This window comes from Capnocytophaga sp. HP1101 (assembly GCF_054772415.1).
Map to the genome: position 1 here is coordinate 473,361 of NZ_BPUU01000003.1, position 23,534 is coordinate 496,894.

Consider the following 23,534-nt stretch of genomic DNA (forward strand, 5'->3'; position numbering starts at 1 on the left):
TCTGTGCCAACTGCCGTTATGATGTGAAGTTTAGGGAAGGACAAAAACCTTTATATGAGGAATTTAAAAGCTATAATACTGAAACTTGGAGTAAAATAGCTAATGATAAAGGATTTATTCAACAGTTTAAAAGCTACTTGAACACAGAAGGTATTGAAAAAATAGAAGATTTAGCTTATGTGATCAACAGTAATAAAGCTAATATAAATGAAGTAAAACAAGCTTTTAAAGAATTGTTTAAAAAAGAAGCTGATAATCTTTTTAGATTACCTAAAAAAGGTGGGCTAGGAATTGAAAAAATAAGAAAACTATTTGGTAAGGACATAGACAATGCCTCTGATTTCTTAGATAAAGCTGAGGATATCAATAACCCAATATATAATTTTATAAAAACAAACTAATGAAATATCAAAATATAGAAAATTTCCCTAATATAGATAGTTGGAAGATTATAGATAATAATTGCTTTTTTGTTTCAGATGATGTCGTAAAAGTCACTGGCAAAGAGGTTAACATCCCTATTTCTTTTCCTTATTGGGGAATTGATTTTAACCCTTCTTTTTTTAATGTGTTTACTAATAGGAGTGTCAATACTTTTTTAAATTATCAAGGAAAAGTTATAAACACTTTTGAAGAAAGAAATTTTTATTACTATTTTTCTGATAGCTCCTTTATCTATTATGATAGAGTATCAAAAAGATTAATGTATAATGATTTAGAGCTACTGAGAGGCAAAATGCTATCATCTTATATTTTTGATGAGCTCTTATTTTTTGAAAAGGAGAATAAAATTCAAACAATTAACTTCTTATCAGGTCAATTCCTTTGGGAGTTTCCTCTTGCTTCTCTTGGTAAAGGTAAAGATTATAGTACAGATGAAGAATTTGACTATGAAGTAGAACAATTTGTAGGAATATATAACAATATTCTTTGGGTTTATATAGAAAGAGGTGGATTTATTGGTTTAGATATTCAAACTGGGGAATTAAAACATCGTATTCTAGGGATACCCAAGGGGAATTTATTAGGCAAAGTCGATAGTTATGTAGATAGTGAAGAGTTTTACATTTTTTATCGTGCAAAATTTATTTTGGATGATAAAAAAGGAATAATTATCGGTTTAATAGCTGACAGATTTTTTGAAATAGACCTCAATAAAGAAAAAGTAACTCCTATGCTATATGGGATGTGGGATAAAATGGAAAAAATGAACTTGAAAAAATATGGGGTTAATGGAAATACAAGTTTACAAGGAGATTTATTGTATTTTTATAATGACAAAGAATTACAATTTGGTGTTTTAGACATCAATACCAAGGAGATTATCTATGTTTCAGAGCCTATTGCTGTAGTGGAAAGAGATGATAGTTTTACTCGCCTTAGAGACCTAAAAGTCTCAGAAAATAAGGTGTATATCTTAGATAGTAATCATACGTTGCATATTTTTGAACGTGAAGAATAGTTCTTGTTTTATCATACTAATTTTATTACTTTTACTTCATTTAAAAACATAGAAAAACCCTAAGAAATATACGCCTGAAAACATTGAGCATATAGATATGAAGTTTGAAAAAGGTTTAGATGATATCTGTGCCAACTGCCGTTATGACGTGAAGTTTAGGGAAGGACAAAAACCTTTATATGAGGAATTTAAAAGCTATAACAGCGAAACTTGGAGTAAAATAGCTAATGATAAAGGATTTATCAAGCAATTTGAAAGTTATTTACAAGGAGTTAACAAAATAGAAGATTTAGCTTATGTGATTAACAGTAATAAAGCTAATATAAATGAAGTAAAACAAGCTTTTAAAGAAGTGTATTGTCCTAAAATAAGATTACAGTGATAAGTCTTAAGAACAAAGGCTAAAGATATGCGATAAACAAAGAAAGTAGCTTAATACTTCTTTGAAAATCTACGGACTAACTAATAATTTTAGGACGAACAAAAGAAATAACAAATAAAATCAAAAAAATAATAACGATGAGTTTATATCGATATTTTATCATTTGCTTAATAGCTTTTGCAGTAGTTTCTTGTTATCAAGAGACAGAGATCCCTGTAAAGGCTTCTTTTCAAATGAGTTTTAGAAATGGTGATGAATCAGTACCCGTTTATGTAAAGATGAATAACACCTCTTCAGGGGGAGAGCATTACCAGTGGGAGTTCGAAAGTGGTACGCCTAATACCTCTACTGAAAAATCTCCTGAAGTGCTCTATACACAACACGGCTCATACAAAGTAAAGCTAACAGTTACTAACGAGTATAAAGAATCAGATACTCAAGAGCAAACTATCACAATAAAAGATGCTATCAAAAAAGCAAGCTTTACAAAAGAGATTGTAATGAATAGCTATCCTCCTGTAACAGTGAAGTTTACTAATACTACTCAGGGAGAGAACCTCACTCATAAATGGCTTTTTAAAGGAGGTATCCCTGAAACTTTTGAAGGGAAAACACCTCCTTCTGTGGTTTTTTCTACAGAAGGCAAACACGAAATAACTTTAGAAGTTTCTAATGGGTATGATCGTCAAACTTTTTCAGATTTTGTAGAGGTAAAACCTGCTATTAAACCTGCTTTTTCTTGGCAGATACCTATTGAGGATGAGGATTTACAAGTGCCTGTAAATATCACCTTGCAAAATAAAACTGAAAATGCTATTTCATACCAATGGACGTTCCAAGGGGGTGTTCCTAACACTTCTACTGAAGTAAATCCTAAAGTAACCTATACTAATGCTGGTACTTATACTATAATACTTGTAGCCTCTAATGGTAAAACAACTCAAACTTTACAGAAACAAATTACAGTATATCCTGATACTGGTATTTATGTATTAGAAAATGTAAAATTAGGAATTAATTATGCTCATAACAGCGAAAAAGTAGCAGCTTTCTATTCCACAAAACTGAAGAAATCTTTTTTCTCTAAAGATATTACCGCTGAAAATGCCCCTTTGATAGATATAGTTTTTCAAGGAGGTAGCCCTACTTTTTCAAGCAATAAATTTGTATCTCCAACTGAGGCACAAAAATATGCTTTCTTTCCTATTACAGGAGCAAAAACTACTGTTTTTGTCAATTCACAAGAAATATGCAATTGCGGGATCAATTTCACTGAAGAAGAATTCAATGCAATGACAAATGATAGCCCTTTACGTGCACTTTCTATTACACATTCGGCAGCAGGAGCACAAGCATTTACAAATACATTACCTCGAATAGTGTTATTTCAAACCCACGATGGTAGAAAGGGAGCTATCAAAATAAAACAATTTGTAAGTAAGGGTGCAGAAAATTCCTATATTTTGTGTGATATAAAAGTTCAAAAATAAATAGATAATGAAACTATTATTAAAGTATATGCTTTTGGGAGGACTTTTGTGTATATCTTTTGGTACCAATGCTCAAGATTTAGACATAGAAGCAATGACTAAAGATACAAAGTTTAGAGTAAGTGGAGGCGTCAATGCTGATGCTATGTTTTTTAATTCTTCTGCTGAAAAAAGTACCTTTACTTATATGCTTACAGGAAGTTTGAATTTTAGCTTTCTTACATTTTCAATGCCAGTGAGTTACTCTATTACCAATCAAGGAAATGCTCTGAACTATAAAGTCCCTTTTGACTTTAATAGATTTAGTATTGCTCCTAAGTACAAATGGATAAAATTGTACTTAGGCGACCACACCCTCACTTATTCTCCCTATACGCTCAATGGTCACCCTTTCCGTGGGGTAGGGGTAGAATTAACGCCTAAAGGAGCATTGAAATTTAGCACAATGGGAGGGCGCTTGCTCAAAGCAGTAGAAGAAGATAAAAATATAGGTCAAGCAGCTGTTTTTGAGAGATATGGTTCAGCTATGAAGCTTAATTTTGACAAAGAAAAATATAAGATAGAATTTAGTAGCTTATACGCTTGGGACGTTAAAAATTCATTGGAACATCCTACTGATATTTCTCCCAAGTCTAATTATGCTAATGCGTTAAAATTTGCCACAACTTTTGTAAAAAACTTGAGCTTAGAAGTACAATATGCGCTTTCTATCATTCAGGAAAAGACCCCTCATAAAACTGAGGATAATTCGTTAGACTATTTGCTTTCCTCCTCCAAAAGTAGGGCTTTTGATGCTCGTTTAAACTATCTGATAGGAAAAGCAAATGTAGGAATTGTATATGAGAATATTGATCCTACTTATCGTACTTTTGGAGCTATGTATTTCAATAATGATTTAGAGAATATTTCTCTTACATTTGCCCGTCCGTTTTTTAAAGATCGTATAAGTATAGCCACTCAATTGGGATACCAACGCGACAATTTAAAAGAACAGAAAAATCAAACCTCTGTGAGACTGGTAGGAAGTGCAAATTTGAATGCAAAGGTTTCAGAAAAACTAAATGTATCAGGTTCATACTCTAATTTTACATCCACTACTAACCGCCGTTTAAACGAGTTCGACTATATCAACACCCCGAATATGAATCCTGCCGATACACTTACTTATCGCCAGCTTTCTCAAAACGGAAATGTGAATATGAATTATGTTTTTGGAAAAGATAAAAGTCAAAATGTGAATTTCAACTACTCTATTGCAGGACAAGCAAATGAACAAGGAGGTATTATCGGCAGAGGACAAGCTAGTTTGGTGCAGAATTACAATGCTGCTCATACCATTAGCTTTTCATCTCTGCAAATGAATGTGAATACTTCTGCCAACTACACTCAAAACAAAGTAGGGAGAGAGATAACCGATTTTTACGGTGGGAGTGTTACAATCGCCAAAAAATTCTTTGAAAATAAGCTCAATACAAGTTTAGGAACGCTTTATAATCGAACAAATGACACTTTTGGAAATAGTGTTTTAGGTATCAAGTGCAATGTGTCGTATGTACTACTTGAAAAACACAATTTTTCATTCTATGGAATGCAGATGTTTAGGCACTCACAACAAAAATCTGCTGAGGATATAACGCTTAATATAAATTATAGCTATAGCTTTTAAAATAGTTTCACCTTAAAAAATAACATACAATGCGAAATATATTTTTATCCATACCTTTTGTTTTTCTCACTCTTTGGAGTTCTTCTCTCTTAGGGCAAAATACTGATAACAATGAACTTACTCCTGAATATGCTGCACAACAAATGCAGAAAATAGAAAGGAAGGAATTGTGGGTAGATAATTTGTCTTTACAGAATATTACCTCTTTGCCCATCGGTATAAAAACGCGTAAGAGAGGTGAGAATGCTGCGGATAACGCTACTTATTCAATAGGTATTATAAAGGCTACACTGCACTCTGATTATACCGAGTTACAAGTGTTTGCCAAAGTAGATATTCCTCAAAAAGGGGATGATGGTCGCCCTATTTCTCTATTTTTTGGTGCAAACAACATCAAACTCTCTCATAGTGGGGGTATCATAGGAGATGCCAAATTGGCTTTGCTGGGAGATATAGACATTCCTATCCATAAAGATGCTTGGCAACTTACCCTCTATGGAGGGTTTAACAAAGAAACAGGACAAAGTGAAGATTTGACTTATGCTGTAATCGACTGTGATGGTTTTAAAGAATTTCGCCTTTCGGGAGCTGTCGAATTTTCAAGAGAGCTCATTCTTCCTATAGAAAACGGAATGGTAAATGAAGCCAAACAAACTGTAGCAGTAACTTTGTCCAACGGGCGTGTTATAGAAGCTCCTAACAGAGTAAGAGGTGATTTTAGCATTACAGCATCGGCTTGGAATGACTTGATAATGAACGTATCTCTTTCTCCTTTTGTATTAGCTAAAAAACAAAATGGAACAGACTACAATGGCAATTTTCAGTTTTTAGTATCAAAAGCTGTACTTGATGTAAGCGATATAAAGAACGACCCTTCTGTTGTTTTTCCTAATGTGTACAATACCAAGGGACTTTTGTTTCCTGCACAAGAGAGTTGGAAAGGAGTGTATATTGATGAGTTTTCAATAGGACTTCCTTCTGAGTTCAAAACAAAATCAACTGCTGAAAGTGGAAAGCGCATTGAGTTTTCGGCTAAAGGGCTTATTATCGATAAATTCGGTGTTTCTGGTATCTTTTCAGGAGAGAATATATTCCCCCTAAAAGAAGGTATTACTGACAAAAATAACGCTTGGGCGTACTCATTAGACCATATTGAGGTACAAATAGAAACGGGTGAGTTTGTAAAAGCTAATTTTAATGGAAAAATACTGTTGCCTATTACTAACACTTCTAAGAGCGAAGATATTGAACAATTAGGCTTACAATATGATGGATTGATTTCAGAGGAAAGATACAGCTTGAATGTAATAACAACTGATGAAATACAATTTGACCTTTGGCAGGCAAAAGCCGCTCTTTATAAAAATAGTTCCATAGAGCTCAAAGTAGAAAACAATCGTTTTCTCCCTAAAGCTGTTCTACACGGTAATATAAACTTTGCAGCCAACAAAACTGCAGAAAAAGAAACACAGGAAAATCAGGAGGCGAGCAAAACTGTAGATTTTAAGGGAATTACTTTTGAAAATTTGAGATTACAAACAGTCTCTCCTATGATTTCAGTGGGGAGTATGGGCTATAAAAATGAGGTCTCCTTTAGCAACTTTCCTGTAAGTATCAAAGGTATAGAAGTGAAAACTTCTGATAATCGTGCCGATGTGTATTTTGATGTAGCACTGAACCTAATGGATAAAAGTGAGCTATCTGCACGAGCTAATATAGGTATTTTAGGAGAACTAACCTCTGAAAATCACACTTACAACTATAAATTCAAAGGCTTAGACCTTTCTGCTATAGCCATTAAAGGTTCTTTTTGTGGATTTTCTATGGATGGCAGACTTGATTTACTTGAAAATCACCCTGTATATGGCAACGGATTTAATGCTGATTTAAAAGTAGCTATTAAAGGAGCTTGTGAGGTAAAAGCCAAAGCTATTTTCGGAAAAAAAGAATTTAGATATTGGTATTTTGATGCCAGTGCCAAAATTTCAACGGGCTATTTTATCAATGGTTTTGGTGGCGGAGCTTATTACAATATGAAACGAAATGCACTTGCTGACCCTGCTGAATTTTCTCCCTCAGGGCTTACTTATGAGCCTTATCAAGAAGGTGGATTAGGTCTAAAAGCATTAGTGAGTTTTGCAATAGGTTCAGACAAGGCTTTCAACGGCGAAGCTGCTTTTGAGATGTTATTCAACAAAAATGGAGGGTTAGATTTTGCGGCTATCTATGGCAAAGGAAATGTCTTAGCTGATATACCTGGAATAGAAAATGTACAGAATTTAGTTTCAAAAGTATCGGGAAGTTTAGAAAATAAAGCAGCTTTCTTAGGATTAGAAACTAATAACGACAAACGGAGCAGTTTTGAAAAACGTTTCTTACCTCTTGCTGAAAAAGCCATACCTACAACCCCTGATAATAAAGCTACTATCCAATTCAAAACAGCTATTCAGTTTGATATAGCCAATCAAACTACACACGGCACTTTGGATGTGTATATCAATGCAGGATTCATCTCAGGCGTGGGTGAAGGGGGTAGAGCAGGTTGGGCTGTCTTTCATAAAGACCCTAATGATTGGTATCTGCACATTGGCACACCCGATGATAGGGTAGGTATAAAAATGGGGGTAGCAGGTGTTTCGCTCAAAACGGGCTCTTACCTTATGGCGGGCACAAAATTACCGGCTTCTCCACCGCCTCCTGCCAATGTAGCGAGCCTCTTAGGGGTAGAAGTGCAGGAGCTCAATTATATGCGCGATGAAAACGCTTTAGCCAATGCAGGAGGTTTTGCCTTTGGTGCTGACTTGAGTATAGATACAGGCGATTTGTCATTTTTAATTTTCTATGCTAATTTTAAAGCAGGCGTTGGTTTTGATATAATGCTTAAGAACTATGGTGAAGCATCGTGTAGAAATACAGGCGGGCAAGTAGGTATAGATGGTTGGTATGCTAATGGACAATCGTACGCTTATTTGCAAGGTGAACTGGGGGTACGTGTAAAGTTGCTTTTTATCAATATGCGAGTTCCTATCATTTCAGCAGGAGCTGCCGTGCTAATGCAAGCTAAGTTGCCTAATCCTGTGTGGTTGAGAGGTTATGTAGGAGGTGAAATGAATGTGTTAGGCGGACTTATCAAAGGAAAGTTCAATTTTAAAGTAACTATTGGTGAACAATGTGACTTTGGAGTGGCGGGTGGTGCTTTTGAAGGTATGAAACTCATTGCTGATGTGTCTCCTAAAAACAATAGTAATGAGGTAGATGTATTTGCTGTACCTCAGGCTACTTTTTCAATGAAAGTAAATGAAGCTTTTGAAATTCCAGAGGATAACGGTAAAAGCACTTATCGAGTAGTTCTTGAAAAATTCAAAGTCCTTGACGAACAAAATCAAGAAGTTAAAGGCAGATTAGAGTGGTCGCACTTGAAAGATAGAGCTAACTTTATCCCTGAAGATATTTTACCTCCTAAAAAGAAATTTAAAGTACAGGTAGAAGTAATCTTCCAAAAACAAGAGGGAGGCATATTCAAGACTATTACCCAAAACGGACAAGTAGCTAAAGAATATGAAGAACGTACTTTTACAACAGGTACAGCTCCTAATTATATTCCATTACAAAATATAGAATATGCCTACCCCGTTGTATCACAAAAGTTTTTCTTAAAAGACGAATTTGAACAAGGATATGTAAAACTCAAGCAAGGGCAAGATTATCTATTTGAAGGTAATCAATGGGAAAACGGAGTTAAAATTGTAGATAATCAAACTCATAAAGCACAAGAAGTAGCGTTTATTTATGATAATAAGGCTAATGAGATTACTTTTGCGATGCCTAAGCTACAAACAAAGTCAGCTTATAAAGTTAGCTTTTTTAGTAAACCTGTAAAGACTAATACAAAAGATAAAAAAGGCGAAGTTACTGAAAATGTGAAGAGAACACAGGAAGAGGGGAATGATTATGAAGTCTTACAAAAACAAGCGCAATCGTTAAGTAAAGAGGGTGAGATAGAGCGATTGGCGTATGATTTTAGTACCAGCAAGTATAAAACGTTTAATGAGAAGATAAAAGCTATCAAAGTGTCTCATTACAATTTTATAATTCATTACTCTGATGTAATCTCTCTCGCTAATAACCTTCAAAAATCAGAACCTTTTGAAACAGTAGACCTTGTGGGGAATGAGTATTCTAAGAAAAAACCTCTAATTGCAGTGGAGGCTACTCTACAAGATGCTTATTTTAAGCAATACATAAATCCTACTTTCTATAGCCAATTGCCTATTGCAGGAAAATATCAATTAAGAAGAGATACTAAAGAATGGGGGCAAATACCTTCAAAAGCAATTTCTATTGATAATAAGTATTTAACCAATGTACAGAATGAAATTTTCTCGCAAGGAGTAGATAATTACTTTCCGTATCAATATGATTTAGCATTAGCTTATAAAACGGATTTTGTAGATATTATCAGCCAAATTTCTAATGATGTAAGTAAAGGGATAGTACCTTTTTCAAGTCCAGCCCGCCAATTTTTAAAGAATACTTTCACGCCTATGAGAAAAGGTGATTATTACATCAAACTTACCTATACCTTACCTGGGGATAAAAAATCATCAGAAGCATTACAGATGTATAAAAACCCTATTGATGATTAAAAAGTGTATTGTAATGAAATTCTAAGAGAATTACTCAAAGGATTAACTGTTTGAGCAGTAGAAAAGAGGTAAGAAAAATCTAATTGCCAATGTGGCACACTAAAACCTGTACCAATAGTGAGGTATTTTTTATCTCCCTTGTTTTTGTGTTGATAGAAATAACCTGTGCGCAAGCTCCATTGTTGTAAGTAAATGTACTCAAAGCCTAATGCCCAAGTGATTTCTCGTATCTCCTCTGAAAAACCATTAGGGGCATCAGTAAACGAAGTGAAAATACCCTCTAAAAAATCAGTCTTTTTGTGTTTTTGTGTATCAGAAGGAACTAATAATTTGTTCAGCTCTACAAGTAGAGAAATATCATTTTCACTATCTACTGATAGGGTGTAACTCCCACTGATTTTAAGATTAGTAGGCAGAAAAAACGATTGTCCTAAGTCCTCATATTTGATTTTGCTTCCTATGTTGGAAATTTGGAAACCTAATGAATAACTTCCAAAATAATTACCTACAAGATGCTTTTCAGAAGTATAGTAACCTGAAATATCAAAAGCTATCCCTTGGGCAGTTGCTTTTTCTTCTGTAGGTAATCGCAAATTGGAATGTAGGTAACGAGCTGTAATTCCCATTGAGTAATATTCACTTAATTTTAGATTATATGACAGGTCTAACAGCCATTCTGACGGTAAAAAGTTCCCTAATCGGTATATCTCACTTCCGAAAAGTTGAGTTTGTTGTACTTCTCCTATGCTAAAATACCGAAGACTGCTTCCCCAAGCACTTCTGCTCCCTTTTCTGTAATAGCTGATATTTGCTAAGAAAATATCACGAGATAGCTTGTTTAAGTAAGGAGTATAACTCATTCCTATCCCTGATTTTTTCAGAGAAAAAACATACTTTGACGAATTCCAATACTGTGAAAAAGCATCAGGACTTGAAGCACCTCCTACATCTCCTCTTCCTGAGGCTATAGCATCAGGACTTATAAGTAAAAACGGAAATGCCGTAGTAATAGGCTGTTCTTTTTCTTGTGAAAAAACATAAAAACAGCTTAATAACAGAATTAGAAAGTGAAATTTCATAGTGAATAGCCAAAATATTTTTCAAAGATACAATTTTATTTTAAATACCGCTTCTTTTTGCAAAAAATTTTTCATTAAGCTACTCACACAGCCCACTGTAAAAAGACATACAAGAGCGATTGTAAAGCTCATCATTTTCAAAAAGATTTTCTGAGGCTTCAGTAAGGTATTTCACTACATCTGTTACACTTGCATAAGGCTTTCCATTTTTATCAACAAGAGAGCAGTAGCGTTTTGGAATGTAGTTAGGAGGAAAAAATGATGTGCCAACTAATATTTCAGCTTGGTTTACCTTTTCCACCCATTCAGGAGTAAGTTGGCACATTGCTTTGAGCTCTGATTTGTTTGTCATTACACAAGGAAAGCACCCCACTCTATGAGCTCCTTTTGAGTATAGAGGATTAGGACTTTGTCCGTTAGCAAGAATATAATCTATTACTTGTTGTGCCGACCAATGAAATACTGGACGCAATAAGCTGTCATCGTATTGCTTACACCATTCTATAACATCTTTCTTGCGATAAGTATGAAACACAGTTTTTCCATTCTTGTCTATTTTTATAGGTGTAAAATAGTACTTAAAGTAACGACAATGCTCTTGCATCAAAGAACGTGATTTACTTTCAGCGGCACGTATACCTTGAATTATGAGCAAGTGTTCTTGTTGAGATAGCACCCAATCTATCATAGGTATAGCTTTTAGTTCTGAAGTGCAAAACCGTGCCATTGTAGAAGGAAAACGCTTCTTCTTAATAGCTAAATCAAGCAATCCATCGTATTTTTTTGATTTCAGTACGATAAGTTCAACTCCTAATAGTGCTGTTGTACTTTTTATATGCTGATAGGTAACAGAATGCTCCCAACCTGTATCACAGAATACAGCTAATACATTCTCTTTTCCATACTGATTTACAGCCCATATTAAGGAGGCTTGACTGTCTTTTCCTCCACTGTATGCTACTACTACTTTCATTGTATTAATTTGTTTTATATTGAACTAAAATCTTTTTTCAAATTTCTAAACTTTGATGTTGCCATATTTACAATACAACGCTCTGAGAGAATGCCTCCGTGTCTATTCTTGGATATAATGATTTCTACCTCGTTTTTGGTACTTTCGTTGTTGTATTCCTTATCCCAATGGTCAATACCGTAATATTCAGGTCGATAAAGAAATACCACTTCATCGGCATCTTGTTCAATAGCCCCTGAGTCTCTTAGGTCAGAAAGAAAAGGACGCTTGTCTGCACGTTGTTCTACATTACGGGAGAGTTGAGAAAGGGCTATCACGGGGATATTGAGTTCTTTTGCAAGCCCTTTTAAGCTTCGAGAGATAAAAGAAATCTCCTGCTCTCTATTACCTGCTTTAGGATAGGTGATGAGTTGTAGATAATCAACAAACAATATGTTGATATGATAGCGGAGTTCCATTGATTTTGCCTTCATTTTAAGATTTTCAATTGAAATGGATGAAGTGTCGTCTATATGAATTTTCATTTGGGCAAGATTATCTTTCAGAGAGATATAGCGATACACCTCCTCGTCTTTAAGTCCTTTGCGAAGAATAGATGAATTAGGGATGTCAGTATAATTGGTAATAATTTTAGAGGCAATTTGTTCAGCCGACATTTCCAACGAAAATACCCCTACTGAATATCCTTGAACGACCATATCTACAATTTGTTGTACTAAGAAAGTAGTTTTTCCCATACCAGGACGACCTGCAACAATGGTAAGATTAGAGTTCTGCCAACCTCCAAATACTTTATTGATAATAGTTAGAGAACTTTGTAAACCTGTGAGCTTCCCTTGATGAATACTCTCAAAATTCTTTTGTACAGCCTCTACTAATTCAGAAAACTCACGTGCTTGACGGTTATTTTCAATAAACTTATCAATAAAGAGGTTATTGAAATATTCAAAGGCTTTATCGCGTATGTCAAATATATCATTTTCTTTTTTTTGAGCCATACTGAGAAGTACAGAGAATTTATTGACAAAATCACGCTTTACAGAAGCCTGTACTAAAAGCATTATATGATACTCTATATTAGCTGATGAAATAGCAAAAGTAGCCAAGTCAATACAATAAGCAGTGTATGAATTTAGCTTTTTTTTCTCAAATTCTTTTCCTAATAATATCAAATCCACAGTGCCGTATTGTTTCCAAACTTGCACAATAGTTTCGTAAATAGCTTGATGTTGTGGTGCAGAAAAAAGATAAACACTCAGCATATTATAGTATTGTGCAATGAGTTGAGACTCACTCACAAGATTGCCGAGTACGTATTTTTCTATATCTATATTGATATTTTCATTCATTGTAAGTTGCTTTAGGTCTGTTTATTTTAGGAATGCTATTGAGCTTAGGTACATTGAAAATATTCTGATTATTTGAGTTTGAGGCTAAATAGGGCATAGTGTTTTTTAAAGTTTGTTTCCAATTTACAATAGGCTTATTGTAGCCTGTTATCCATCCATTCTCTTTCCAAGTTTCATATTTTATTTTTAAGTGTTCTTCTAAATCTTCCTTATAAATACTTAACGTTTTAGCATAAGCTATAAACTCTTCGATAGAAGGAATGTTAGAAGACATTTTAGAAAATTGTTTTTCTTTAGTCTCAGAAGGCAAAATAACAGGTATAGTAGGTCGTGCCATTTGCACTGACTGTGAAATGGTTTCTTGACCTGAAGGCATAACTGAAACAACTTGTTTTGCAGTACTCTTAGATGCAGCTTTTTCTTTTTTTGCAACTGAAATTACCTCTTTACCTTTACGAATGACGTAATCTGGAATGATTTTATATAATATGGGAAAACCTTTGCGAATTTGATAGTTAATGAGTCCCAAATCTCTAAGTTTTTTTCTGTTTTTTCTAACAGAAACTCTTGTTATTATCAGTTTTTTTGAAATATCATAGTCAGATATCTCGAAATCTTTTTTATTGTTTTTGTCCCAAGATTCTAATAGAAAAAGATACATACAAGTAATAGAATAGCTTTGAGGAAATACCTCATTCATACTCCAATATTTCTTTATTAGTTCGAGATATTCCATTGCTATTCTTTATTCTTATTCAAAAGTTCTAAGGCTTTTTCTATATCAATAACAATTATTTTTCCATTCTGAAATATAGCCTCATCTATGATACCTGAGTTTTTAATTTTACTTGCTTTTGCACGTGAACAACCTAATATTTTAGCTAATCCTTTTATACCATACTCATATTTTTTCTTAGGGAAGAGAGTAGAGAATTGATTCTGAATCTCTTCCATAAGTTCAGCTTTTAGTTCTTGTAGGGTAAGTTTAAACAAAGGTGTATCGGGGTCTAAGTTATTCATAACGTTTTTGAAATAGAGTTATAGCCATTTCTACATCAACTATTATTTTGCGTCCATTCTGAATAATAGCCTTATCTAATATTCCAGAATTTTTAATGTTTTGTGCGTGTGATTTAGAACATCCCAATATGGATGCAAGGCCTTTTAAACCATATACGTATTTCTTTTCTAAAGATTTATCTTTAGGAAAAGAACTTACTTCAATAGTTTCTGTTTCCTCTATGTCGGAGGATAAGAAAGCTAATATATTTACTATTTTTGATTGTATTTCAATAAGTTGCTCTCTTACTGATACTTCTGTGTTATGTGTTATTTTCATAAAGACATTATTTTTTGTTAAACACATATTCAGCTAATATTTGACAGTTTTCCCTGTCAAGATGCCGAATAAAATCAATCCATCCTAATTCATTATTTTTGTATTGATTACGGGCTCTCTGTGCTCTATCAATAAGATGAGCGACCATTGTGTTAGAGATTTTACCTGAGTAAATCTCCCCAACGACATCTATATTCTTGTTGTACAAGAACATTATGACCTTTAAGAGTAGTTTTGCTTCTAAATTCATTGTACAATTGATTTTTGGATAGTTGTTGTTTTTAATCTAACCTTAATTGCTTAGTTCTGTCTGTACAGGTGTAGCCTTTTCAGAGTTTAAATCGTGAAAGATTTGCTCTTCACTGAACCCTTGTTCTTTGTAAAATAGAACCGCTTCCCAAAGAGTTAAATTTCGACTGTTTCTTCTTGCCAAGCCTAATACTGACTGCTGTTGGTTGCCTAATCTTTTAGCCAATTCAATGCTAAAATTGTTGTCGTTTAAAATTTTTTCGATGATAATTTTACTTACTTTCATTTTTATTTATATATTTGCCGATTATTTAGTGATTGGATTTTAAATCTAAATGGAATTGTATTTCGGGTGCAAATATATAGATTAAAAGCTAAATACAAAAGAAATATTAGTAAAAAAACTAAAAATATTTTCATTATGGTTGAGAGAATTTTGCAATTTATTGATTACAAAGGAATTAGTAAACTTTCTTTTTATAGAGAAGTTGGACTTTCTAATGGGTTTTTAGATAAAAATAAAAGCGTAGGGACAGATAATTTAGTTAAAATATTAAAGTCTTATCCTGAAATAGAGCCATTATGGTTGTTATTAGGGGAGGGGGAAATGTTAAAAAAAGGTACTGTAGTCATTGACAATTCTAATGTTAAATCAAAAAATGGTTTTGTTGGTAATAATATTACTGGTGGGAATGTAACAATTTCTATTTCAAATGAAGATGTTTCCAAAATAATAGAACAACACAAAGAACTCACTGAACGACTTAAAACAAGTCAAGAACAAATGAGTATGTTGTTGGAAATTTTAAAAAACACTCAAAAATGAAACTCCAAAATGTAATACTTCTATTTTTAGTATTTTTACTAAATGCTGTAGCTTATTCTCAGGTTAGCACAGAAAAAGCACAAGAAGATTTGGCTAACATTATTTTTAAAGAAAGTAGAGAAAAAGCCAAACTAACTTCATTTGAAAAAGAAGATGGAATTAAGAAGGTGAAAAACGACATTTCCTATTATTCGATAAAATTTATAGGAGAAGTACAATTTTTAAAGAATGGTCAAATTCAACTTATGCCTTTTCTAAATAGTGCTAAAAATAGTTTTTTAGATGTAATGGATAATAATGGAGATTTTTATCCTAACGGAGGACTTTTTAGACTTGTTAATAAAGATGAGACCTTAAATATAGAAGGTAGCATACAATACATAAAAACAGAAAGTAGCTGGAAAGCTAAAACAATTTTGATAACTATAAAGGAAAATCAAAAATGAACTTAAAATATCATTGTCAATTCCTATTAGATAAGGAAAAAGATAAACCTGATGCTCGTACCCGCTATCGTATAAAGTGGGAAGGTAACATTGTTGCCTTTAATTTGGGCTATCGTATAGAAGTAGACAAGTGGAGCAACGAAACTCAACGTTGTAAAACTAACACTACACACGGTAAGAAGAAAATTCCTGCCAGTGTTATCAATAGAAAACTACAACTTTTTGAACAAGCCTGCGAGGATACAATCAAATACTTTGAGGTACAGAAAGTGGTACCAAATAAAGAGCAGTTTCAATCTGTTTTTAATTCTAACATTGGTAGAGAGAAGAAAGTAGTATTAGAGAAATCTTTTTTTCAATATTATGATGATTTTATGGCTGAAGAAGGAGCTTTTAACCAGTGGACAGAGGCTACTAAAAAGAAACTTCACGTTATAAAAAATCATTTATTTAACTTTGACCCTGAACTCACTTTTGAGAAATTCACTGAAGAGAAATTTGTAGAATATCTTAATTATTTACAAGAAGAATTGAAGCAGAAAAATTCTTCCGTTTTAAAAAATATATCTTTTGTAAAATGGTTTTTGCGTTGGAGTAATAAGAAGGGATATAATACAAATGTTTTTTTTGAAAACTTCAAACCTAAGTTAAAAACTACACAAAAGAAAATTATTTTCTTGACCCCATCAGAATTTAAACTATTTAGAGAGTTTGAAATTCCAAAAGAAAATAATTACCTTGAAAAAGTTCGTGATGTATTCTTGTTTCAATGTTTTACTGGCTTACGCTATTCGGATGTAGAAAACTTAAAAAAGAGTGATGTGAAGGATAAATTCATAGAAGTAACTACAGTGAAAACTAATGATAGCCTAACAATAGAACTAAATGAACATAGTAAAAAAATATTAGATAAATACAAAGATTACCAAGATAAAAAAGGGCGTGCCTTACCTGTTATCACAAATCAAAGAATGAATGACTACCTAAAAGAATTAGCTCAATTAGCAGGTATTGATGAACCTATTCGAGAAACTTATTATATAGGGAGTAAACGCTTTGATGAGGTAATCCCTAAGTATGCATTACTAAGTACTCACGCAGGAAGACGTACATTTATTTGTAATGCTCTTTCTTTAGGTATACCCCCTCAAGTAATTATGAAATGGACAGGGCATAGTGATTACAAAACAATGAAACCCTATATTGATATAGCAGATGAAACAAAAGCAAATGCTATGAGTAAATTTAATCTTTTATAGGTATGGGGGGCATTTGTCCCTACTGCTAAAATCAGGGACTAAAAACAATGTTCTCTATTAGTCTTTATTAGCTTTTATTAGTGTTTCATTTTTTATAAATCATTAAAAATCAGTATTTTTGTTTTTTATTGTTATTTATTACTTCTTAATGTGATTCTCTCCGACTCCACATCACATTTTTATTGTAGGGCGAGAACTAAATGGAAACATTTTTCTGTTTAGTTCTCGTCTTTTATGTATTGTTCTATGTATATTCTCTAAAAGTTATCATATTTTCTCATTTATTTATCATTAACTAATAAACTTATTGGCGTTTTCTTGTATTATCGCTATATTTGCACCATCAATAACAACAAAGATAATAATGAACACACTCTTTACTATCGGGATTTTCTTGTGTTTTTTCTTAGCGATATTGCTCTTTACCAAGCAACCGAAATCCTTATCGGATAAGGTGCTGGGGGTGTGGCTGGTGTGTATTGGTATTTACTTGCTGAACTACTATTTGCACTATTTAGGCTATTGGGCAAAGTACCCACATTTGGTAGGCGCTACACACCCTTTTCCGCTGTTGTTTGCACCTTTTGCTTATTTGTACGTATCGGTGTGTTCGCGTGAACAGCAGCGATTTGTGTGGCGCGACAGTTTGCATTTTATCCCTTTTGTGCTTACCTACGCACTGATGTTTCCCTTCCTTTTTGGCTATACCGCTCAAGAAAAGGCTATGATAGACAATGCCGATTACAACAGCGAGTTTCAATGGTTTTTTACGTGCTCATTTATAGGATTTATAGTAGTGAGTGCGGTGTATTTTGTGTTGGCTTACCGCAAAATCAATACTTACCAACGTGTGATAGGCGATCATTTTGCTTACAACGAGGGAATTAGTTTGCAATGGTTGCAATTGTTATTGGTGGGTTTTGTGCTTATTGCTGGGCTACTGGTAGCGGTGTATGTATTAGAATATTCTTTAGAAATTGAGTTGGGCTTTAATGTAGAGTTAGTACCCTTTGCTCTGTTTGTGGTACTTATTGGGCTTATTGGCTTCTGGGGGATAAGGTATCAGGGGATTTTTAGTAAAGAAACTTCAGACAAGTCGGGCGAGGGAGACAAATTGAATAACTTAGATGAACAAGTTAAAACTCCTGAATACCGCAAATCGGGGCTCAAAACCGACGAGGCGGCTGCCTTGCACCAGCAGCTTTTAACCTTAATGCAATCTCAAAAACCTTACTTAGAACCTAAACTTTCTTTAGCGCAATTAGCCGAGATGTTAGGTGTCTTGCCCAATCATCTCTCCCAAATCATCAACCAGTATGAGCAAAAGAATTTTTACGACTTCGTGAATGGCTATCGTGTAGAAGAGTTCATCACCCTTGTTCGGAATGACAAAAACAGAAACTTCAGTCTGTTAGGCTTTGCTTATGAGGCAGGTTTTAATTCCAAATCGTCGTTTAACCAAGTGTTCAAGAAGCTAAAAGATGTAACACCTTCGCAATATATCAATGCTGAATTAGCAGTTTGATACAACGAAAAAGCGTCCAATCCCTCACGCAAACCTCTTTTTACAACTTCATATCCGCTTTTTTAACTTTACTATAGTATCAGTCTTTAGCAAAGTATTACAAACCTAATCGCTTGCTTCACTACAAATTAACTATTAACCATTAACCGTTAACTATTAGAAATAAGTCCAATCCCTCACGCTTGGGCGATGCACTACCTTTTGCGCTGTACCTTTGCCCCAGAATTTTAAACGTACATCGCAATGAGAACTTTATTACACCTCGCCCTTTTTCTCGTGCTTCCCATTATAGCACACGGGCAAGAATTTACGCAAACCCTCAAGGGTAACATCTTTGACGAAAGCACTCACGAACCCTTAATGGGCGCTACCGTAGTGGTGCAAAACTCCGACCCCGTTATCGGAACTACTACCGATGAGGCGGGTAACTTTTCAATAACCAACCTTCCTATAGGTCGTATAACGCTACAAATATCGTATATAGGCTACGAAAGTCGCGTGATTCCTGAAGTGATGATTACCTCAGCCAAGGAAGTAGTGCTATCTATCGCCCTAAAAGAAGCTGCCACCGAGCTTGAAGCCGTTGAGGTGGTGGCGGGCATTCGCAAGGAGAAACCTCTCAATACTATGGCTACTGTGAGTGCACGAGCTTTTTCAGTAGAGGAAACTCAACGTTATGCGGGCGGACTGGGTGACCCTGCGCGCTTGGCTTCGGCGTTTGCGGGCGTCTCTACAGGCAATCTGCAAGACAACTCTATCATCGTGCGCGGTAATGCTCCGCAAGGCGTTTCTTGGCGGTTGGAAGGTGTCGAAATCCCTTCTCCTCAGCATTTCTCTGGGGGTAATGTCATCGGGGGAGGGCTGGTTACGCTCTTTAGCAATCAGGTGATTGGCAATTCCGATTTCCTTACAGGCGCTTTTCCTGCCGAGTACGGTAATGCCCTCGCCGCTGTGTTCGATGTGAAAATGCGCACTGGTAACGCCACTCGCCACGAACATACGGCTCAGGTGGGCGTACTGGGGCTCGATTTTGCTTCCGAAGGTCCCCTCTCACGCAAAAGTGGTGCTTCGTATCTCTTCAACTATCGCTATTCTACTCTGGGCTTGCTCAATGATTTGAAGATTAACAACACAGGGCAACGCATCAAGTATCAAGACCTTTCTTTCAAGCTAAACTTCCCTACAGAAAAGGCAGGTACTTTCTCTTTATGGGGTATCGGTGGTATTGATAACACCCACAAAGAGGCTTCAAAAACTCCTGCCGATTGGAAAACCGATATCGACCGGGTGGATAATAATTGGGATACCTACGTGGGAGCTATGGGCTTGCGTCACCAAATTACCGCTGGCGAAAGCAATTTTGTAGAGTCTCACCTCGCTTTTTCAGGTACTGACGACCATATCACTACCGATTATCTTGCCGATGATGCATCTCATTTCACCCCCGATAGCAGGCTTAAAAAGCAAAATGGAACGCTTACCTTAGCGACTTCGCTTACCCATAAATTCTCCCCTTCGGCGACTTTAAAAGCAGGAATTACCACCAAACAGCTTTTTTATAAATACAATCTCAGTGCCGCTCAGGACTATATCCCTGCCACTTATGCGCGTATCACCAATTCGGCGGGTAGTACCAACCTCACTGAGGGCTATGCGCAACTCAAATATCAGCTATCGCCTTCGCTCTTGGCTAACGTCGGTTTGCATACTACTTATTTTGCTTTGAATAAGGAACTCACACTCGAGAGCCGCGTAGGCTTGTCTTTGAAACTTTCTGATAAGCACAGTTTAAGCTTTGGTTACGGCAAACACACTCAGCCTGAAGACCTTAGTGTGTATATGATAGAGGTCGCAGGTGCGCAACCCAACCTCGATTTAAAGCTCAGCGAGGCACATCATTTTGTGTTGGGCTACGATTGGTTGATTACCGATAAACTCCGTTTAAAGCTCGAAGGTTATTATCAATACCTGTGGAATATCCCTGGTGAAGAGGGTACCAGCTACTCGCTCATCAATTTGCGTAGGGCATTGTACCTCAATAAAGCGCTCGTAAATAATACCAAAGGTCGCAATTACGGTATCGACCTAACCCTCGAACGCTTCTTGGGCGACAATTATTACTATCTTATCACCGGTTCAGTGTTCACTTCAGAATATAAAGCGGGCGACAATGTATGGCGTAACACACGCTATAACAAAGGGTTTGCCTTCAATGCGCTCTTCGGTAAGGAATTCTATTTTGCCAACAATCGTAAGGTTTTAGACGTGAATGCCCGTGTGAGCGTAACCGGTGGCGAGCGCTATTCACCTATTTTAGAAAACCAATCGATAGCCCAAAAACGCGTGATATACGATGAGAGTCGCGCCTTTAGCGAGCAACTACACACCCTTACGTATGCTGACCTCACCGTGAATTACCGCATCAATCACCGCAAGAGCAGTAGCTTATTCTCGTTCCAAATGAAGAATGTACTCGGTGCTCCTATCTACATCGACCATAATTACAACTATCAAACCGGTGCTATTGAACTCAGTAAAGCTACTTTGATAATCCCTAATATCAGCTATAAAATCGAATTTTAGTGCGAGCCGCACAGGCAGTTTTTAACTTTTAACTACTCATTTATGTATAAGTATAAACATCCTATATTATTTTTCACCCTTTCCCTTATTATTCCTTGGGCGTTGTGGTTCACGGTGGCGTATTACAGTCACCAACCTGAAGGGCTCAGCAATTTTTGGAAAGGTCTCTTTGAATTGGCAGGTTTGCTATCCCCTGTGGGGGTAGCAACCTACCTCTTCACCCGTGATAAATTGCTTTTAACCGACTTAAAAGCGCGTTTCATCGGCAAAAACTTGCTCACCAATCGCTATTTCTGGGTTGCTTTGCTATTTCCTCCCCTATCTATCATCGTAGCACAACTGCTTTCACTCGACTTAGGGCACGGCTTAGAACAGTTTTATATATCTGGAAAACCCAGTTTCAGTTCGGCGCCCTTCAGCGCTTGGTTCGTGCTTTGTTTGGCTCCGGTAGTCGAAGAATTAGCTTGGCACACCTACGGTACCGACGCTTTGCGTAGCCGGTGGACGCTCTTTACCTCGTCCGTCATCTTTACGGTCTATTGGGGTCTATGGCATTTGCCCTTGTTTTTCGTAAAAGACTATTACCAAAGCAACGTGCAAGCCGAAGGAATGCTTTACACAGCCAACTTTTTCGTGAGTCTGTTCACTTTCGTATTCATCATCAATTGGCTGTATTACAAGTCGGGGCGGAGCGTATTAGTAGCGATACTTTTCCACCTTGTCGCCAATGTTTCTAATGAAATCTTCGCCACCCACCCCGATAGCAAAGTCATACAAACAGGCTTATTTGCCGTGCTGACAGGCTATATTTTAGTAAAGGAAAGGTGGTTGTTCTTTGGTAGAGAAGTTGTATAGTATTTGATAGCACAGCATATGAATCAATAGATAAAGTGTTTCATAGTAAAAAAGACTATCATTTAACATATTTTAAATCTTTTTCTTCATCGGAAATTCTACGCTTTATCACCACTTAGTAACCACTTAGTGACCACATAGTAACCACTTAAGAACTACCTATAAAATATTCTTTGATAATGTAAAAGTTTAGAAAAAACTGCAATGAATAGTGTTAGACTCCGGTTAATCTATACTTAGTGTTCGCTTAGTAACCACTGTAGAGCCGATGTAGAGCCGATGTAGAGCCGATATAGATTCGCTTAGTGTTCGCTTAGTGTTCGCTTAAGCTACACTTATTGTATAGATATTTGCCAATTATAATTCGTTATTTGTAATTTTATTTGTCTGTTAAAAAATAAATAAGTACCTTTGTTTTTTCATTAAAAGCTCTGTTAAAGTCCTAAACTTCAACAAAGTTAAAACTCTTAAATTAATTTATTAGAACAAAATGAAATCAGAAGAAAAAATATTGTTAGCCGGTGCAACCGGTTATTTAGGTCAGTTTATCTTAGCTGAATTGCTAAAAAAAGAATACCCTACGCGTATCGTGGTACGTAATAAAGCCAAGTTGCCCCCCGCCTTGCTCACGCATCCACTATTGGAAGTCGTCGAGGCTGAAGTAACTCAGCCACACACTTTGCACGGTGTATGTAAGGGAATCACACAGGTGATTTCCACTGTGGGCATTACTCGTCAGAAGGATAAACTCACCTACGAGCAAGTAGATTATCAGGCAAACAAGAATCTACTCGATGAAGCCCTTCGCTCAGGCGTGCGTAAGTTCGTGTATGTATCTGTATTAAACGGCGAAAAAATGCGCCATATCGCCATTGGGGCAGCGAAAGAACGCTTTGTAGATGCCCTTAAAGCCAGCGGTTTGGACTATTGTATCGTTCGTCCATCGGCGTTTTACAGCGATATAGCCACCTTCTTTTCGATGGCTAAGGAAGGAAAAGTGCGTTTGTTCGGACGTGGGCAGTACGCTATGAATCCTATTCACGGCGAGGATTTAGCCGAAGTGTGTGTAGCACAATTAGTCGATTCTAACGAGGAAGTGAATGTAGGGGGCGCTGAGGTGCTTACCCAATATCAGATTGCGGAATTGGCTTTTGAGGTGTTACATAAGCCTGTCAAGGTGAGTTTCTTGCCTGAGTGGGTACGGAAGTGCGCTTTGAAGATAGGAAAATACCTCTTGCCTAAGGCTGCTTATGGTACTGTGGAATTCGTTTTCACCGTAATGGCAATGGATTCAGTAGCACCAATGCAGGTAGGAAAACATCGATTGAAGGTGTTTTTTGAGGGGCTTTGAAATAAATATTTGCACTTGTAATATAAATTTATTACCTTTGCAAAGTTATTTCTT

At 35.8% G+C, this 23,534-nt stretch carries 21 protein-coding genes; 13 read left to right on the top strand and 8 right to left on the bottom strand.

What is annotated here, in order from left to right; genetic code table 11:
- The 6 genes from RCZ04_RS03300 to RCZ04_RS03325 form a co-directional block, all read left to right on the top strand.
- The coding region (locus RCZ04_RS03300) for a hypothetical protein (protein WP_460484534.1) at positions 1-401 on the top strand (401 nt) is incomplete at its 5' end.
- A complete protein-coding gene (locus tag RCZ04_RS03305) occupies positions 401-1,462 on the top strand; it encodes a hypothetical protein (RefSeq protein WP_460484535.1) in 1,062 nt (353 codons plus the stop codon). The genes RCZ04_RS03300 and RCZ04_RS03305, both read left to right, overlap by 1 nt.
- A gap of 97 nt (positions 1,463-1,559) precedes the next feature.
- Positions 1,560-1,844, top strand: coding sequence for a hypothetical protein (locus RCZ04_RS03310; protein ID WP_227002877.1), 285 nt, complete (start codon positions 1,560-1,562; stop codon positions 1,842-1,844).
- A 137-nt stretch (positions 1,845-1,981) separates the two neighbouring features.
- A complete protein-coding gene (locus tag RCZ04_RS03315) occupies positions 1,982-3,334 on the top strand; it encodes a PKD domain-containing protein (RefSeq protein ID WP_088594364.1) in 1,353 nt (450 codons plus the stop codon).
- A 7-nt stretch (positions 3,335-3,341) separates the two neighbouring features.
- Positions 3,342-5,000, top strand: coding sequence for a hypothetical protein (locus RCZ04_RS03320; RefSeq protein WP_460484536.1), 1,659 nt, complete (start codon positions 3,342-3,344; stop codon positions 4,998-5,000).
- Positions 5,001-5,029: 29 nt separating this feature from the next.
- Positions 5,030-9,646: a hypothetical protein gene (locus RCZ04_RS03325; protein ID WP_460484537.1), complete on the top strand. Its 4,617-nt coding sequence runs from the start codon at positions 5,030-5,032 to the stop codon at positions 9,644-9,646.
- Here the strand turns inward: RCZ04_RS03325 and porV are convergent.
- The 8 genes from porV to RCZ04_RS03365 all read right to left on the bottom strand — a co-directional run bounded on the left by porV (position 9,643) and on the right by RCZ04_RS03365 (position 14,921).
- Positions 9,643-10,725, bottom strand: a complete 1,083-nt coding sequence (porV, locus tag RCZ04_RS03330) for a type IX secretion system outer membrane channel protein PorV (RefSeq protein WP_460484538.1) — start codon at positions 10,723-10,725, stop codon at positions 9,643-9,645. The two genes, RCZ04_RS03325 and porV, sit on opposite strands and share 4 nt — an antisense overlap.
- A 79-nt stretch (positions 10,726-10,804) precedes the next feature.
- Positions 10,805-11,698 (bottom strand): adenine nucleotide alpha hydrolase family protein, encoded by an 894-nt coding sequence (locus tag RCZ04_RS03335; protein WP_460484539.1) that lies wholly within the window; start codon positions 11,696-11,698, stop codon positions 10,805-10,807.
- Between the two features lie 14 nt (positions 11,699-11,712).
- On the bottom strand, positions 11,713-13,047 hold the full coding sequence (locus RCZ04_RS03340; protein WP_460484540.1) for a replicative DNA helicase: 1,335 nt from the start codon (positions 13,045-13,047) through the stop codon (positions 11,713-11,715).
- Entirely contained in the window at positions 13,040-13,783 is a 744-nt protein-coding gene (locus tag RCZ04_RS03345; protein WP_460484541.1) for a transcriptional regulator, read from the bottom strand. Before RCZ04_RS03345 ends, RCZ04_RS03340 begins: the two co-directional genes overlap by 8 nt.
- 2 nt (positions 13,784-13,785) lie before the next feature.
- The gene (locus tag RCZ04_RS03350) at positions 13,786-14,067 is read right to left on the bottom strand and encodes a DUF3853 family protein (RefSeq protein WP_009411192.1); all 282 of its coding nucleotides are present in this window, start codon (positions 14,065-14,067) and stop codon (positions 13,786-13,788) included.
- Positions 14,060-14,386 (bottom strand): DUF3853 family protein, encoded by a 327-nt coding sequence (locus RCZ04_RS03355; protein WP_460484542.1) that lies wholly within the window; start codon positions 14,384-14,386, stop codon positions 14,060-14,062. The genes RCZ04_RS03350 and RCZ04_RS03355 overlap by 8 nt, the downstream gene beginning before the upstream one ends.
- A 7-nt stretch (positions 14,387-14,393) precedes the next feature.
- Positions 14,394-14,636, bottom strand: a complete 243-nt coding sequence (locus tag RCZ04_RS03360) for a hypothetical protein (protein ID WP_460484543.1) — start codon at positions 14,634-14,636, stop codon at positions 14,394-14,396.
- Between the two features lie 42 nt (positions 14,637-14,678).
- On the bottom strand, positions 14,679-14,921 hold the full coding sequence (locus RCZ04_RS03365) for a hypothetical protein (protein ID WP_460484544.1): 243 nt from the start codon (positions 14,919-14,921) through the stop codon (positions 14,679-14,681).
- A 135-nt stretch (positions 14,922-15,056) separates the two neighbouring features.
- Between RCZ04_RS03365 and RCZ04_RS03370 the strand changes: the two genes are divergently transcribed.
- The 7 genes from RCZ04_RS03370 to RCZ04_RS03400 all read left to right on the top strand — a co-directional run bounded on the left by RCZ04_RS03370 (position 15,057) and on the right by RCZ04_RS03400 (position 23,480).
- Positions 15,057-15,461 carry a hypothetical protein gene (locus RCZ04_RS03370; RefSeq protein WP_009419894.1) on the top strand — a complete coding sequence of 135 codons (405 nt, stop codon included), beginning with the start codon at positions 15,057-15,059 and terminating at the stop codon, positions 15,459-15,461.
- Positions 15,458-15,907, top strand: a complete 450-nt coding sequence (locus tag RCZ04_RS03375; RefSeq protein WP_460484545.1) for a hypothetical protein — start codon at positions 15,458-15,460, stop codon at positions 15,905-15,907. The genes RCZ04_RS03370 and RCZ04_RS03375 overlap by 4 nt, the downstream gene beginning before the upstream one ends.
- On the top strand, positions 15,904-17,166 hold the full coding sequence (locus tag RCZ04_RS03380) for a site-specific integrase (RefSeq protein WP_460484546.1): 1,263 nt from the start codon (positions 15,904-15,906) through the stop codon (positions 17,164-17,166). Before RCZ04_RS03375 ends, RCZ04_RS03380 begins: the two co-directional genes overlap by 4 nt.
- A gap of 364 nt (positions 17,167-17,530) precedes the next feature.
- Positions 17,531-18,691, top strand: coding sequence for a helix-turn-helix domain-containing protein (locus RCZ04_RS03385; RefSeq protein ID WP_460484547.1), 1,161 nt, complete (start codon positions 17,531-17,533; stop codon positions 18,689-18,691).
- A 243-nt stretch (positions 18,692-18,934) separates the two neighbouring features.
- Entirely contained in the window at positions 18,935-21,274 is a 2,340-nt protein-coding gene (locus RCZ04_RS03390; protein ID WP_460484548.1) for a TonB-dependent receptor, read from the top strand.
- Positions 21,275-21,316: 42 nt separating this feature from the next.
- The gene (locus RCZ04_RS03395) at positions 21,317-22,129 is read left to right on the top strand and encodes a CPBP family intramembrane glutamic endopeptidase (protein ID WP_460484549.1); all 813 of its coding nucleotides are present in this window, start codon (positions 21,317-21,319) and stop codon (positions 22,127-22,129) included.
- Positions 22,130-22,619: 490 nt separating this feature from the next.
- Complete coding sequence (locus RCZ04_RS03400; protein ID WP_460484550.1) at positions 22,620-23,480, top strand: SDR family oxidoreductase; 861 nt, start codon at positions 22,620-22,622, stop codon at positions 23,478-23,480.
- Positions 23,481-23,534: the final 54 nt, after the last annotated feature.

Excerpts from the sequence above, each read along its gene's own strand:
- RCZ04_RS03305 (WP_460484535.1), top strand. The coding sequence starts at position 401 with ATGAAATATCAAAATATAGAAAATTTCCCTAATATAGATAGTTGGAAG.
- RCZ04_RS03310 (WP_227002877.1), top strand. The coding sequence starts at position 1,560 with ATGAAGTTTGAAAAAGGTTTAGATGATATCTGTGCCAACTGCCGTTAT.
- RCZ04_RS03315 (WP_088594364.1), top strand. The coding sequence starts at position 1,982 with ATGAGTTTATATCGATATTTTATCATTTGCTTAATAGCTTTTGCAGTA.
- RCZ04_RS03320 (WP_460484536.1), top strand. The coding sequence starts at position 3,342 with ATGAAACTATTATTAAAGTATATGCTTTTGGGAGGACTTTTGTGTATA.
- RCZ04_RS03325 (WP_460484537.1), top strand. The coding sequence starts at position 5,030 with ATGCGAAATATATTTTTATCCATACCTTTTGTTTTTCTCACTCTTTGG.
- porV (WP_460484538.1), bottom strand. The coding sequence starts at position 10,725 with ATGAAATTTCACTTTCTAATTCTGTTATTAAGCTGTTTTTATGTTTTT.
- RCZ04_RS03335 (WP_460484539.1), bottom strand. The coding sequence starts at position 11,698 with ATGAAAGTAGTAGTAGCATACAGTGGAGGAAAAGACAGTCAAGCCTCC.
- RCZ04_RS03340 (WP_460484540.1), bottom strand. The coding sequence starts at position 13,047 with ATGAATGAAAATATCAATATAGATATAGAAAAATACGTACTCGGCAAT.
- RCZ04_RS03345 (WP_460484541.1), bottom strand. The coding sequence starts at position 13,783 with ATGGAATATCTCGAACTAATAAAGAAATATTGGAGTATGAATGAGGTA.
- RCZ04_RS03350 (WP_009411192.1), bottom strand. The coding sequence starts at position 14,067 with ATGAATAACTTAGACCCCGATACACCTTTGTTTAAACTTACCCTACAA.
- RCZ04_RS03355 (WP_460484542.1), bottom strand. The coding sequence starts at position 14,386 with ATGAAAATAACACATAACACAGAAGTATCAGTAAGAGAGCAACTTATT.
- RCZ04_RS03360 (WP_460484543.1), bottom strand. The coding sequence starts at position 14,636 with ATGAATTTAGAAGCAAAACTACTCTTAAAGGTCATAATGTTCTTGTAC.
- RCZ04_RS03365 (WP_460484544.1), bottom strand. The coding sequence starts at position 14,921 with ATGAAAGTAAGTAAAATTATCATCGAAAAAATTTTAAACGACAACAAT.
- RCZ04_RS03370 (WP_009419894.1), top strand. The coding sequence starts at position 15,057 with ATGGTTGAGAGAATTTTGCAATTTATTGATTACAAAGGAATTAGTAAA.
- RCZ04_RS03375 (WP_460484545.1), top strand. The coding sequence starts at position 15,458 with ATGAAACTCCAAAATGTAATACTTCTATTTTTAGTATTTTTACTAAAT.
- RCZ04_RS03380 (WP_460484546.1), top strand. The coding sequence starts at position 15,904 with ATGAACTTAAAATATCATTGTCAATTCCTATTAGATAAGGAAAAAGAT.
- RCZ04_RS03385 (WP_460484547.1), top strand. The coding sequence starts at position 17,531 with ATGAACACACTCTTTACTATCGGGATTTTCTTGTGTTTTTTCTTAGCG.
- RCZ04_RS03390 (WP_460484548.1), top strand. The coding sequence starts at position 18,935 with ATGAGAACTTTATTACACCTCGCCCTTTTTCTCGTGCTTCCCATTATA.
- RCZ04_RS03395 (WP_460484549.1), top strand. The coding sequence starts at position 21,317 with ATGTATAAGTATAAACATCCTATATTATTTTTCACCCTTTCCCTTATT.
- RCZ04_RS03400 (WP_460484550.1), top strand. The coding sequence starts at position 22,620 with ATGAAATCAGAAGAAAAAATATTGTTAGCCGGTGCAACCGGTTATTTA.